12 protein-coding genes are annotated in these 12,289 nt (G+C 54.4%); 4 read left to right on the top strand and 8 right to left on the bottom strand.

Annotated features, from left to right (window positions below; all coding sequences use genetic code 11):
* Nucleotides 1-9 precede the first annotated feature (9 nt).
* A complete protein-coding gene (locus tag SK50_RS19990; RefSeq protein ID WP_045344636.1) occupies nt 10-1,296 on the top strand; it encodes an ABC transporter substrate-binding protein in 1,287 nt (428 codons plus the stop codon).
* 84 nt (nt 1,297-1,380) lie between these two features.
* On the opposite strand, the gene SK50_RS19995 is transcribed toward SK50_RS19990, so the two are convergent.
* The 3 genes from SK50_RS19995 to kduI form a co-directional block, all read right to left on the bottom strand.
* Nucleotides 1,381-2,796 (bottom strand): arabinose-proton symporter AraE, encoded by a 1,416-nt coding sequence (locus SK50_RS19995; protein WP_023304357.1) that lies wholly within the window; start codon nt 2,794-2,796, stop codon nt 1,381-1,383.
* 312 nt (nt 2,797-3,108) lie between these two features.
* The gene (kduD, locus tag SK50_RS20000) at nt 3,109-3,870 is read right to left on the bottom strand and encodes a 2-dehydro-3-deoxy-D-gluconate 5-dehydrogenase KduD (RefSeq protein WP_003862835.1); all 762 of its coding nucleotides are present in this window, start codon (nt 3,868-3,870) and stop codon (nt 3,109-3,111) included.
* A 63-nt stretch (nt 3,871-3,933) separates the two neighbouring features.
* Nucleotides 3,934-4,770, bottom strand: a complete 837-nt coding sequence (gene kduI / locus SK50_RS20005; protein WP_017382863.1) for a 5-dehydro-4-deoxy-D-glucuronate isomerase — start codon at nt 4,768-4,770, stop codon at nt 3,934-3,936.
* Nucleotides 4,771-5,070: 300 nt separating this feature from the next.
* On the opposite strand from kduI, the gene SK50_RS20010 reads away from it, so the two are divergent.
* A complete protein-coding gene (locus SK50_RS20010) occupies nt 5,071-6,246 on the top strand; it encodes an oligogalacturonate lyase family protein (protein ID WP_048229861.1) in 1,176 nt (391 codons plus the stop codon).
* A 206-nt stretch (nt 6,247-6,452) separates the two neighbouring features.
* On the opposite strand, the gene SK50_RS20015 is transcribed toward SK50_RS20010, so the two are convergent.
* From SK50_RS20015 to SK50_RS20025, 3 genes are all read right to left on the bottom strand, one after another.
* Nucleotides 6,453-7,136, bottom strand: coding sequence for an oligogalacturonate-specific porin KdgM family protein (locus SK50_RS20015; RefSeq protein WP_045344637.1), 684 nt, complete (start codon nt 7,134-7,136; stop codon nt 6,453-6,455).
* Between the two features lie 317 nt (nt 7,137-7,453).
* Nucleotides 7,454-8,632 carry an acetyl-CoA C-acetyltransferase gene (locus SK50_RS20020; protein WP_015571770.1) on the bottom strand — a complete coding sequence of 393 codons (1,179 nt, stop codon included), beginning with the start codon at nt 8,630-8,632 and terminating at the stop codon, nt 7,454-7,456.
* A 92-nt stretch (nt 8,633-8,724) separates the two neighbouring features.
* Nucleotides 8,725-9,591 carry a LysR family transcriptional regulator gene (locus SK50_RS20025; protein WP_015571771.1) on the bottom strand — a complete coding sequence of 289 codons (867 nt, stop codon included), beginning with the start codon at nt 9,589-9,591 and terminating at the stop codon, nt 8,725-8,727.
* 101 nt (nt 9,592-9,692) lie between these two features.
* On the opposite strand from SK50_RS20025, the gene SK50_RS20030 reads away from it, so the two are divergent.
* Nucleotides 9,693-10,157, top strand: coding sequence for a multidrug/biocide efflux PACE transporter (locus SK50_RS20030; RefSeq protein ID WP_045344638.1), 465 nt, complete (start codon nt 9,693-9,695; stop codon nt 10,155-10,157).
* Nucleotides 10,158-10,273: 116 nt separating this feature from the next.
* Nucleotides 10,274-11,503, top strand: a complete 1,230-nt coding sequence (locus SK50_RS20035; protein ID WP_045344639.1) for an amino acid permease — start codon at nt 10,274-10,276, stop codon at nt 11,501-11,503.
* Between the two features lie 33 nt (nt 11,504-11,536).
* Here the strand turns inward: SK50_RS20035 and SK50_RS20040 are convergent, their stop codons facing one another.
* On the bottom strand, nt 11,537-11,809 hold the full coding sequence (locus SK50_RS20040) for a GNAT family N-acetyltransferase (RefSeq protein ID WP_006811846.1): 273 nt from the start codon (nt 11,807-11,809) through the stop codon (nt 11,537-11,539).
* Nucleotides 11,810-11,819: 10 nt separating this feature from the next.
* Nucleotides 11,820-12,050 (bottom strand): 4Fe-4S mono-cluster protein YjdI, encoded by a 231-nt coding sequence (gene yjdI, locus SK50_RS20045; protein ID WP_006811847.1) that lies wholly within the window; start codon nt 12,048-12,050, stop codon nt 11,820-11,822.
* Nucleotides 12,051-12,289: the final 239 nt, after the last annotated feature.

Here is a 12,289-nt window from a genome sequence, read left to right on the forward strand (position 1 = left end):
GTGATAAAAATGAAAAAAGTGCTTTTAAGCGCAGCAATCTCCGCGACCCTGGGCCTTACCGCTTTGCCATCGATGGCGCAGAATGTGGATTTACGGATGTCCTGGTGGGGCGGCAATGGCCGTCACCAGGTCACTCTGAAAGCGCTGGAAGAGTTCCATAAGCAGAACCCGGACATCAACGTAAAAGCGGAATACACCGGCTGGGACGGTCACCTTTCCCGTCTGACCACCCAGATTGCGGGCGGCACCGAGCCGGACGTAATGCAGACGAACTGGAACTGGCTGCCGATCTTCTCCAAAACCGGTGACGGCTTCTACGATCTGAACAAGATGAAGGACGTGATCGACCTGTCGCAGTTCGATCCCAAAGAGCTACAAACCACCACCGTGGACGGCAAGCTGAACGGCATTCCGATCTCGGTAACGGCGCGCGTGTTCTACTTCAATGACGAAATCTGGAAAAAAGCGGGTATTGCGTACCCGAAAACCTGGGACGAGCTGATGGCGGCCGGTAAAACCTTCGAGAGCAAGCTCGGCAAGCAATACTACCCGGTGATCCTGGAGCACCAGGATACGCTGGCGCTGCTGAATTCGTACATGATCCAGAAGTACAACATTCCTGCGGTGGATGAGAAAACCAAAAAGTTCAGCTACACAAAGGAACAGTGGGTGGAGTTTTTCCAGACCTACAAAAAGCTGATCGACAGCCACGTCATGCCGGACACCAAATACTATGCCTCGTTCGGTAAGAGCAACATGTATGAGATGAAGCCGTGGATCCAGGGTGAATGGGGCGGCACCTACATGTGGAACTCCACCATCAACAAATATTCCGACAACCTGAAGCCACCGGCGAAACTGGAGCTGGGCAGCTACCCAATGCTACCGGGCGCCACCGACGCGGGTCTGTTCTTCAAACCGGCGCAGATGCTGTCGATTGGTAAGACGACCAAAAACCCGGAAGCGGCAGCGAAGCTGATTAACTTCCTGCTCAACAGCAAAGAAGGGGTTGATACGCTGGGTCTTGAGCGCGGCGTGCCGTTGAGCAAAGTGGCGGTGCAGTATCTGACCGAAGACGGCACCATTAAAGAGGACGATCCATCCGTGGCGGGCCTGCGCCTGGCGCAGTCGCTGCCGGCGAAACTCACCGTCTCGCCATACTTTGACGACCCACAGATTGTGGCGCAGTTCGGTACCTCTTTGCAGTATATCGACTACGGGCAGAAAACCGTGGAAGAGACGGCCGCTGACTTCCAGCGTCAGGCGGAGCGTATTTTGAGACGTGCGATGCGGTAAACACAAAGCCGGGTGGCGGCTACGCCTTACCCGGCCTACAGGCTATCGTAGGCCCGGTAAGCGAAGCGCCACCGGGCAATGACATTACACGCCGATATTACGTAGTTTCTCCCCTCTCATCAGCTTGCGTTCAATATGCTCCAGGGTCACGCCTTTGGTTTCCGGAATCAGCCAGAAGGTCACGCCGATAAATGCCACGTTCAGCACCGTATAGAGCCAGAAGGTGCCTGCCGCGCCAATCGCATCCAGCAGCGTCAGGAAGGTCGCGCCAATGATCATGTTCGACACCCAGTTGGTGGTGGTGGAACAGGTGATACCAAAGTCACGGCATTTCAGCGGCTGAATTTCAGAGCACAGGATCCACACCACCGGCGCGGCGCTCATCGCGTAACCGGCGATGCACATCATGGTCATGCCGACGGAGAGCCAGGAGAGGCCGCTGGACGCCGTGCCGTTATCGAACTGCATCAGGCAGTAGCCGAGTATTAAGGTGCCGAGCGCCATCACGCTAAAGCCAATTTTCAGGGCGGGTTTACGTCCGGCCTTATCAACGGTGAACACCGCGATAAAGGTGGCGAACATAAAGGTCAGCCCTACCACCAGCGTGGCGATCATCTGCTGTTCGGTGGTGGTAAAACCGGCCATTTTAAAGATGCGTGGGGCGTAATACATGATGATGTTCATCCCCGTGAACTGCTGCATCGCCTGTAACAGCATGCCGAGGAACACCGCGCGGCGCACGTTGCGGTTTGCCTTAAACAGCGACCAGCCGCCCTGCTTCAGCTTCAGGCTCTCGCGGATTTCGTTCAGCTCTTCACGCGCTTTTTCAGACGTGTCGCGCAGCATGCGCAGCACCTCTTCCGCCTCCACGTGACGCCCTTTTTGCGCCAGCCAGCGCGGGCTGTTCGGCAGGAAAATGACTAACACAATCAGCAGCACCGCAGGCAGCGCCAACACGCCAAGCATTGCCCGCCAGTTGCCGCTGTAGCTGAAGTATGTATCCGACAGGAACGCCAGCACGATACCGAGCGTCACCATCAGCTGGTACATGCTGATCATCTTCCCGCGCACGTTTTCACTCGCCATTTCGGAGAGGTAAAGCGGCGCGGTGTAGGACGCGATACCCACCGCCACGCCCAGCAGCACGCGGGAGAGCAGCAGCACTTCAACGTTGGTTGCAAACGCTGAACCAAGAGAGCCGGCAACAAACAGGATCGCCCCGACCATCAGGCTGTATTTGCGCCCGAGACGGAACGACAGCCAGCCGTTAAAGAGCGCGCCGATGGCCGCGCCGAGCATCATGCTGCTCACCACCCACTCTTGCAGGCGGTTGCTTAACGTAAAGTGGTCGGTAATAAAGGGCAGTGCGCCAGCGATAACGCCGATATCCAGACCAAACAGTAAACCGGCTACGGCGGCCGCAACAGAAACAAACTGGTTCATGCGTCGGGTATCGCGCAGCGCAGCGGGCATAAGGGTAGAGTCATTTACAGATGTCATAGTTTCCTGCCTCAACAGCGAAATTCGTTAAGTGAAATTACGAGATACCGGAAGAAAGTGTCAGGCCGGAACTGGTGAAGATATGGATTATTTCGCTACGACATACCGATCTGTGATGGACATTACAATTTCAAATCAGGGTGGTTTAACCTTATTTTTTATTAATTAGTTAATATTTAAGCAATAAATGTGTGACACCCGTCATTCATTCCTTTTCAGTATGGATTTTTCATCTTTAAGGATATGGATAAAGCCAATTTTGGCGCAAAAAAAACCTCCACCCGAGGGCAGAGGTTCTTTATTCGGGGTGAATTATCGTGCCAGCCAGCCGCCGTCAACGGCAACGGTGTAGCCGTTAATATAATCCGAAGCCGGGGACGCCAGGAACACAACCGGGCCCATCAGATCGCTCGGCAGACCCCAGCGACCCGCTGGAATACGCTCCAGGATTGCCGCGCTGCGCTCTTCATCCGCACGCAGCTGCTGGGTATTGTTGGTGGCCATGTAGCCCGGCGCAATCGCGTTGACGTTGATGTTGTGCTGCGCCCACTCGTTCGCCAGCAGACGGGTCACGCCCATCACGGCACTCTTCGATGCGGTGTAAGACGGCACGCGGATGCCGCCCTGGAAAGAGAGCATGGAGGCAATATTGATGATCTTGCCCCCTTTCCCCTGGGCGATGAAGTGCTTCGCAGCCGCCTGGGACATAAAGAACACGCTCTTGATGTTCAGATTCATCACGTCGTCCCAGTCCGTTTCGCTGAAGTTAATCGCGTCTTCACGACGGATCAGGCCGGCGTTGTTGACCAGAATATCGATATGCCCAAACTCCGCCACCGCGCGATCCAGCAGCTCAGGGATCGCATCGATTTTGCGCAGGTCCGCGGTCAGGCTCAGGAAACGGCGGCCCAGTGCGGTAACGCGCTCGATGGTTTCCGTTGGCTCAACGATGTTAATCCCGACGATATCGCAGCCCGCTTCAGCCAGACCTAACGCCATACCCTGCCCCAGCCCGGTGTCACAACCGGAAACCACAGCCACTTTACCTTGCAGAGAAAATGCATCCAGAATCATGTTTATTCCTTAATCGTTCAGCGCCTGTCAGCAACAGGCAGATATATACTTAACTGCCTGCGACTAGCGCAGATCCTTAACAGCGACGTGGTCCATGTCATCGAAGACCTGGTTTTCACCGACCATACCCCAGATAAAGGTATAGGCTTTCGTTCCCACGCCAGAGTGGATGGACCAGCTCGGCGAAATGACCGCCTGCTCGTTGTGCATAACGATATGGCGCGTCTCCTGCGGCTGTCCCATCATGTGGAACACGCAGGCGTCTTCATCCATGTTGAAATAGAAGTAGACCTCCATGCGGCGCTCGTGGGTATGGCACGGCATGGTGTTCCACAGGTTGCCCGGCGCAAGTTCGGTCAGCCCCATGCTGAGCTGACAGGTTTCCAGCACATCCGGAACAAAGTATTTGTTGATGGTGCGACGGTTGCTGGTGAGGTTATCGCCAAGGGTCACCGGGGCAACATCCGCTGGCGTGACTTTTTTGGTAGGGTAAGTCGTATGAGCCGGGGCGCAGTTGTAGTAAAACTTCGCCGGTTTGCTGCCATCAATGCTGGCGAACACCACTTCTTTCGCCCCTTTGCCGACGTACAGCGCGTCGCGGTGACCAATTTCGTAGCACTGGCCATCGACGGTAATGGTGCCCGGCCCGCCGATGTTAATCACGCCCAGTTCACGGCGTTCGAGGAAGTAGCTCACGCCCAGCTGTTTGCCCACTTCACCGCCCACGGAGACGGTTTTCGCTACCGGCATAATCCCGCCCACAATAATGCGGTCAATATGGCTGTAGACCATGGTGTACTTGTCGGCTTCGAACACTTGCTCAACTAAAAACTCACTGCGCAGCCCCTGAGTATCCAGCGTTTTAGCGTGCGCACTGTGGATGCTTTGTCTGACGTCCACGTAAACCTCCAGAATTGATCGTGCCCGAAGGCAAAGATAAATAACGAAACAACGTTCCGTTTTCGTGATGAACACATATTATCCCCTGACCACGGGGTTTTCAATTGCATTTAAAACAACGTTTCATTTTTTCTGCTTGTTTATGCCAGAAATGGTGTTTCGATCACGATAAATCTTTAAGACCCTCAATCTGGTTAATGAAACTGAGAAAGTGCGCTGTCAGTCACACATAATGAAACAACGTTTTGATAATTTAACACCCAGTTTTCAACCTACATTACGCGTTCAAAGGAGTGCATTATGGCTAAAGGTATGCGGGTCAAGCTGAACTACGAGGTCAGCCGCGATCCGGATACAGGCGTGGAAGTCACCCGCCTGACCCCACCGGAAGTAACCTGTCATCGCAACTACTTTTACCAGAAGTGCTTCTTTAACGATGGCAGCCACCTGCTGTTCGCCGGGGAGTTCGACGGTCACTGGAACTATTACCTGTTGGATCTGAAAAAAGCCGAAGCGGTACAGTTGACCGAAGGCGCGGGCGATAACACCTTTGGCGGTTTTCTCTCTCCGGACGATAAATCCCTCTACTATGTGAAGAACGATCGCACCCTGCTGGAGGTGGATTTACAGACGCTGGCAGAGCGCGAAGTGTACCGCGTTCCGGAAGAGTGGGTCGGCTACGGCACCTGGGTCGCGAACAGCGACTGCACCAAACTGGTGGGTATTGAGGTTGCCAGACGCGACTGGACGCCACTCAACGACTGGAAAATTTTCCACGACTTCTTCCACAAAGGGCCGCACTGCCGCCTGCTGCGCGTTGATCTGAAAACGGGTGAAAGCACCACCATTCATGACGAGAAGATCTGGCTGGGACATCCGATTTATCGCCCGTTCGATGACAATACCGTGGCCTTCTGTCATGAAGGGCCGCACGACCTGGTCGACGCCCGCATGTGGCTGGTGAACGAAGATGGCAGCAACGTGCGGAAAGTGAAAACGCACGCGGAAGGTGAAAGCTGTACACATGAATTTTGGGTGCCGGACGGGTCCGCGCTGATCTACGTTTCTTACCTGAAAGGTCAGCAAGGGCGCACCATCTCCCGCTTCAACCCGGACACCGGCGTGAATGAAGCGGTAATGAACATGCCCGCCTGTTCGCATCTGATGAGCAACGTCGACGGCACCCTGCTGGTTGGCGACGGCTCCGGTACGCCTGTCGATGTGAAAGACACCGGCGGCTACACCATTGATAACGATCCTTATCTGTATGCCTTTGACGTGGCGAAGAAAGCCTGTTACCGCATCGCCCGTCATGACACCTCATGGGCTACGGTGGCGAACAGCCGCCAGGTAACCCACCCGCATCCGTCCTTCACGCCGGACGAAAAAGCGGTGCTGTACAGTTCCGATAAAGACGGCAAACCGGCCCTCTATATCGCGAAACTCCCTGAGCAACCTGAAATGTTGCATGTCTGATTTGAGTTAGTGTTTCTGTAACTGGCCTTGCCCTCCGATTCGGAGGGCTTTTTTTTAGGTGATTGCGCGGCGCTTTTTGCCGGGTGGCGCTTCGCTTACCCGGCCTACGAAACGACGGATTGGAAGGAAGGTGTAGGTCGGATAAGAAGGTGTAGGCCGGGTAAGCGTTAGCGCCACCCGGCGGTTTTAGCGAAGAAGATAAATTATCAGAAGGCGTACGCCACGCCTAAACGGAAACGGGTCTGGCGTTCGTCCGTGTCTTTAACCCCCACGTTGCCCACCTCCACATACGGCGCCCAGTTTTTATCCCATTTGTAGGCCAGCTTGGCGTTATATTCGTTGGAATAATCTTTATTGTTATTTCGGGCCACGCCTTCAGAACTTTTCGCGTAAACATAGTTCAGCTCGGTACGCCAGTCACCTAATACCCAACCGACCCACGCATCGCCACGGTTAACTTTATCATCGTCCTTATTTGAGCTTGACGGGTAGCGGGTATATTCGTAACGGTAACGCGCAGCCACGTAGAAGCCATTATCGAAACTATATTGCACATGCAGATTCGGTTTATAAATGGTGCGACTGTCTGTGCTTTCAATCGTAAACGCAGGGGTCAGGGCGATATTGTCTGTCGCTTTCCAGCGCCAGCTAATCTGATCTTCGTGACCGTTCCCCACTACATCCGCGAATGGCTGATCTGCCTTGTCCCCGCCTGATTTCCACTTCGCCTCGACTGAAAAACCAAAGCCATTATCAAAGCGGTGCGAGACGGCAACACGGTCGGCATTCGAGCCGCTGTCAATATATTCGTGACGCAGATCGACGGTAACGGCGCTAGCCGCAAAAGAGGCACTAATAAGGGAAGCAAGGAGCAGAGATTTCTTAAACATGAAAAAACCCTCAATTAAAATAACGTTTCGTTTTTATGAAACCTAAGTTTATTTTTTATGCACCGTTATTTTAGTGACAAGGATCGAAATTATTTGTTTCATTTTTTTTGGCAAAGATTGACGTGAACCCCATCAACAAAAAAAGGGTATTAACCGTAAATTTCAGGCGTGAGATCACATTAAGCACTTCACAAAGCCAATAATTAACCGCGCAATAATTATTGCGGGCTTCAGAAAGAACGCATAAGTGTTAAAAAAGGATTCTGCGGACACAAAAAAACCTCCCGTGGGAGGTTTTCTGTGCGCAGAGGGAGAAATTACCGTTCGATAGCCAGGGCCACCCCCTGCCCCCCGCCAATACAGAGCGTTGCGATCCCTTTTCGGGCGTTACGCTTTTTCATTTCGTGGACCAGCGACACCAGAATGCGGCAGCCGGAGGCGCCAATGGGATGGCCCAGCGCGATGGCTCCGCCGTTGACGTTGACCCGCAGCGGATCCCATTCCAGCATTTTCCCGACCGAGATCGCCTGTGCAGCAAAAGCTTCGTTGACCTCAATCAGATCCACATCGTTCAACTCCCAGCCCGCCCGCTCCAGGCAGCGGCGCGTGGCATAGACCGGGGCGATCCCCATTAACGCGGGATCAACGCCCACGCTGGCAAACGCTTTAATCCGCGCCAGCACCGGCAGCGCCAGCTCCTGGGCTTTGCTTTCACTCATCATCATCACCGCCGCCGCACCGTCGTTAATGGATGAGGCGTTGCCTGCCGTTACGGAACCGAGCGTTTCAAAGGCCGGATCGAGTTTTGCCAGCCCTTCTGCGCTGGCATCGGTGCGCGGCTGCTCGTCGGTATCGACGATGAGCGCTTCGCCGTTCTGGCGCTGGGTACTGACCGGGACAATTTCATCGCGAAAACGCCCGGAGTCGATCGCTGCACGCGCTTTTTGCTGTGAGCTGAGGGCATATGCATCCTGAAGCTCGCGGCTGATACCGTATTCCCGCGCCAGGTTTTCCGCCGTTACGCCCATATGGTAGTCGTTGAAGGCGTCCCACAGCCCGTCGTGAACCAGGCTGTCAAGCAGCTGACTATTCCCGAGCTGCGCGCCGGTCCGGCTGTCGGTCAGGACATGCGGGGCGCGGCTCATATTCTCCTGCCCGCCAGCAATGACCACGTCCGCTTCACCGCACTGGATGGCCTGCGTCGCAAGATGGAGCGCTTTCAAACCTGAACCACAGACGTCGTTGATGGTAATTGCCGAAACGGTATTAGGCAGGCCGCCCTTCAGCGCCGCCTGGCGCGCAGGGTTTTGTCCCGCGCCAGCGGTCAGCACCTGGCCCAGGATCACCTCATCAATTTCATGTGCGGCAATCCCGCTGCGTTCCACCAGCGCTCTTACCACCACGCTGCCAAGATCAACCGCAGAGTGACGCGCAAGCGCTCCCTGAAAACAGCCGATAGCCGTACGTAACGCACCCACTATAACGACATCTTTCATCACGACCTCTGTGCAAAATGACATGACGATAGTAGAGGATTGTTATCAACAATTGACGCAAATGTTTAAAAATAGTGAGTTTAGTCACAGGATTATCGTGCGTCCTGTAAGTACTGGCGCAGCCAGCTTCCGGCGACGCCGGGCGGGGTTCGTTTGTTCCATACCAGATCGATGGCAATCGACCTCGGCCAGCCCGGCACGTTCAGCTGAACCAGCGATTTCGACGCGGCAAATTCGTCGACCAGCGCGCAGGGTAACGCGCACCAGCCAAAGCCCTGTACCGCCATGCTCAGCAGTAACAGATAATTCGGCGCAGACCAGACCGGCCCGCGCGAAAGGGGCGCTTCCCGTTCAAGATAGGTGCTCAACCGCAGCTCGCGCCAGCCATGCAGCTCGTCCGCCTGCGTCTCATGTTGCCCTGCCAGAGGATGTCCGGCAGAAACGTAGATGGCCATCCGCGTCTGCATAGGCAGACGGGTCGCGCCAATATCGGTCGGGTAGCTGTCGCGCGCTTCCGTCAGGCCAATTTGCGCCCGCTCCTTTTGCAGCAGATCGATCACGTCCTCCTCTTCTCCAATCAGGCACTCAAATTCCGTGTGCGGAAAACGCTGGTCGAACTGGCTCATCATCTCTTCCAGCACGGCCGGGTTAAGCGTATCGGAGAGAACAAAGGTAAAACGCGCCTCCGTTTGCGCGGTTAACGATACGGCCAGCTCATCCAGGCGCGCGCTGGCGGCGAGTATCGACTGGACATAGCCCAGCACCTGTTCACCCTGGGCGGTTAATACCGGGTGACGCGCCGAGCGATCGAACAGCTCAAAGCCAAGGTCAGCTTCAAGGTTGGCGATGGAGGTGCTGATGGTGGACTGGCTTTTACGCAGCCGCCGTGCCGCAGCAGAAAACGAACCTGCGGCGACTGTTTCAACAAACGCGGTCAGTGCTTCGGGAGAGTAACGCATGATGTATCCACTTTATCGATGGATACCATCTTTTATATATCACCTTAAACGATAAGAATAGGCCGCATCAACGCCCATACTGGCGTCAATATGAGGTAAATATGCAACATCAGGATGCACTCCAACGTAAATTGCCGGAGCGGATCTTCCATGCCGTCTGTTTTGAAGGCATTGCTACGGCGATCCTCGCCCCGACGGCCGCGTGGCTAATGCAGCGCTCGGTGGTTGAAATGGGGGGTCTCACCATTATTCTGGCGACCACGGCAATGCTCTGGAACATTATCTATAACTTTGGCTTCGACCGTTTCTGGCCCGTCCAGCGGGTGAAGCGCACGGCGAAAGTGCGCGCCCTGCATGCCCTGGGTTTTGAATGCGGCTTTATTGTGATTGGCGTAACCATCGTTGCCGCCGTGCTGGGCGTGACGCTGCTCCAGGCTTTTACCCTGGAATTTGGTTTCTTTCTGTTCTTCCTGCCGTACACCATGCTCTACAACTGGGCGTACGACACCCTGCGGGAGAAAATCATCAAGCGCCGCCAGCAACGACGCGCCCTGGCAAGCGAATAACCTTCCGGCCGGAGACCTGCTCCGGCCCACCCCCTGCGAAGCAACGGCGACCTCAACGCATAATTATGGTAAATTGCACTCCTTTTTGTTCGTTTTATAGTTGATACGTTGCTCTAATGTCGAAAATTTGGTCAAAAGAAGAGACTCTCTGGAGTTTCGCCCTCTACGGCACTGCCGTGGGCGCAGGAACCCTGTTCTTGCCCATTCAGCTCGGCTCTGCTGGCGCGATTGTCCTGCTGATCACCGCCCTTGTGGCGTATCCCTTAACCTACTGGCCGCATAAAGCGCTGGCGCAATTTATTCTGTCGTCGAAGACGAAAGGCAACGAAGGGATCACCGGTGCCGTTTCGCATTACTACGGCAAAAAGATCGGCAATCTGATCACCACACTCTATTTTGTGGCCTTCTTTGTGGTAGTTCTGATTTACGCGGTGGCGATAACCAACTCACTCACTGAACAGCTGGCGAAACGGATGACGGTGGATACCGGCATGCGGATGCTGGTGAGCTTTGGCGTAGTGCTGATTTTGAATCTGATCTTCCTGATGGGGCGGCACATCACCATTAAGGTGATGGGTTTCCTTGTCTTTCCGCTGATCGCCTATTTCCTGTTTGTCTCGCTGTATCTGACGGGCAGCTGGCAGCCGTCGCTGCTGACCAGCCAGATGGCCTTCGACCAGCATACGCTGCACCAGGTGTGGATTTCGATCCCGGTGATGGTTTTCGCTTTTAGCCATACTCCGATCATCTCGACCTTCGCCGTAGACCGTCGCGAGAAATACGGTGAAGAGGCGATGGGTAAATGCAAAAAAATCATGAAAGTGGCGTACCTGATCATCTGCCTCAGCGTGCTGTTCTTTGTGTTCAGCTGCCTGCTTTCGATTCCACCGTCGTATATCGTGGCGGCAAAAGAGGAAGGGGTGACGATCCTGTCCGCGCTGTCGATGATGCCATCGTCCCCGGCATGGCTGGGCATTTCCGGCATTATCGTGGCGATTATTGCGATGTCGAAATCGTTCCTCGGCACCTATTTTGGCGTGATTGAAGGGGCAACGGAAATTGTGAAGTCGTCGCTGAATCAGGTGGGGGTCAAGAAAAGCCGCGCCTTTAACCGTGCGGTTTCGATTCTCGGCGTGTCGCTGATTACCTTTGTGGTCTGCTGCATCAACCCGAATGCCATCTCGATGATTTACGCCATCAGCGGTCCGCTTATCGCCATGATCCTGTTCATCATGCCGACGCTGTCAACGTACCTGATCCCGTCGTTAAAACCGTACCGCTCCATCGGTAACCTGCTGACGCTGATTGTGGGTGTGCTGTGTGTGTCGGTGATGTTTGTGGGTTGAGTGTGCTGCCCGGCGCAATGCCGGGCATCTGTTTTACGCCCGAATATCGTCATACTCCCGCGTATTATCAAACTCATGCTTCGCAAACGGACACAGCGGGATAATTTTACGGTTCTCCCCGCGCATCTTCTCTACCACCTTCGCCACCAGCTGTTTACCCACACCCTGCCCTTTCAGGCTCGGATCCACATCGGTGTGCTCGATGATGCTCAGATGCTCGCCGGTTGGGACAAAGACGATCTCCGCGACCTGATTGCCTTCGGCGTCATTCACGTAAAACTTGTTATGGCCTTCAAGAATATCCATGGTTCCTCGCTTATTTTTGACGGTACTTCAGCGCACCGCTCGGGCAGGTATCAATTACGCGTATAACCGTTTCTGTATCCACTTCATCCGGGGCGATCCACGGTTTACGCTTCAGGTCGAACAGCGCCGCGCTGCCGCGCACGCAGTTGCCTGAGTGTTTGCAGATCCCGGTGTTGAAGTAAACATCGATTTTCTCACCGGTATAGGCCCGGTAGCCCGCATCCAGTAGCTCCTGATCCATGACATTGCCTCTGTAATTATTGTGGTGACAAAAGAAGCATACCCTCACCCGATCCGCCTTACCACGTCAAAAAAGAGGTTCGTTCACACGCTTTTCAACGCGTTATTTTGTCACGCTCATAAGATTATTCCGAATACAGAGCCACCCGTTGCGAAGATATATTTTTGCGCTGCGTCAATTCTTGTAATTATTCCCGCCACGTTCATATTAGGATTATTAGCTAAGCGCAATCTTAACTT

Source organism: Enterobacter sp. BWH64 (genome assembly GCF_001037645.1).
Classification (GTDB): Bacteria; Pseudomonadota; Gammaproteobacteria; order Enterobacterales; family Enterobacteriaceae; genus Enterobacter; species Enterobacter hormaechei_C.

Coding starts and splice junctions, on each gene's coding strand:
- SK50_RS20010 (WP_048229861.1), top strand. CDS start 5,071: ATGGCTAAAGGTATGCGGGTCAAGCTGAACTACGAGGTCAGCCGCGAT.
- yjdI (WP_006811847.1), bottom strand. CDS start 12,050: ATGGATCAGGAGCTACTGGATGCGGGCTACCGGGCCTATACCGGTGAG.
- SK50_RS20030 (WP_045344638.1), top strand. CDS start 9,693: ATGCAACATCAGGATGCACTCCAACGTAAATTGCCGGAGCGGATCTTC.
- SK50_RS20035 (WP_045344639.1), top strand. CDS start 10,274: ATGTCGAAAATTTGGTCAAAAGAAGAGACTCTCTGGAGTTTCGCCCTC.
- SK50_RS20040 (WP_006811846.1), bottom strand. CDS start 11,809: ATGGATATTCTTGAAGGCCATAACAAGTTTTACGTGAATGACGCCGAA.
- SK50_RS19995 (WP_023304357.1), bottom strand. CDS start 2,796: ATGACATCTGTAAATGACTCTACCCTTATGCCCGCTGCGCTGCGCGAT.
- SK50_RS20015 (WP_045344637.1), bottom strand. CDS start 7,136: ATGTTTAAGAAATCTCTGCTCCTTGCTTCCCTTATTAGTGCCTCTTTT.
- SK50_RS20020 (WP_015571770.1), bottom strand. CDS start 8,632: ATGAAAGATGTCGTTATAGTGGGTGCGTTACGTACGGCTATCGGCTGT.
- SK50_RS20025 (WP_015571771.1), bottom strand. CDS start 9,591: ATGCGTTACTCTCCCGAAGCACTGACCGCGTTTGTTGAAACAGTCGCC.
- kduD (WP_003862835.1), bottom strand. CDS start 3,870: ATGATTCTGGATGCATTTTCTCTGCAAGGTAAAGTGGCTGTGGTTTCC.
- SK50_RS19990 (WP_045344636.1), top strand. CDS start 10: ATGAAAAAAGTGCTTTTAAGCGCAGCAATCTCCGCGACCCTGGGCCTT.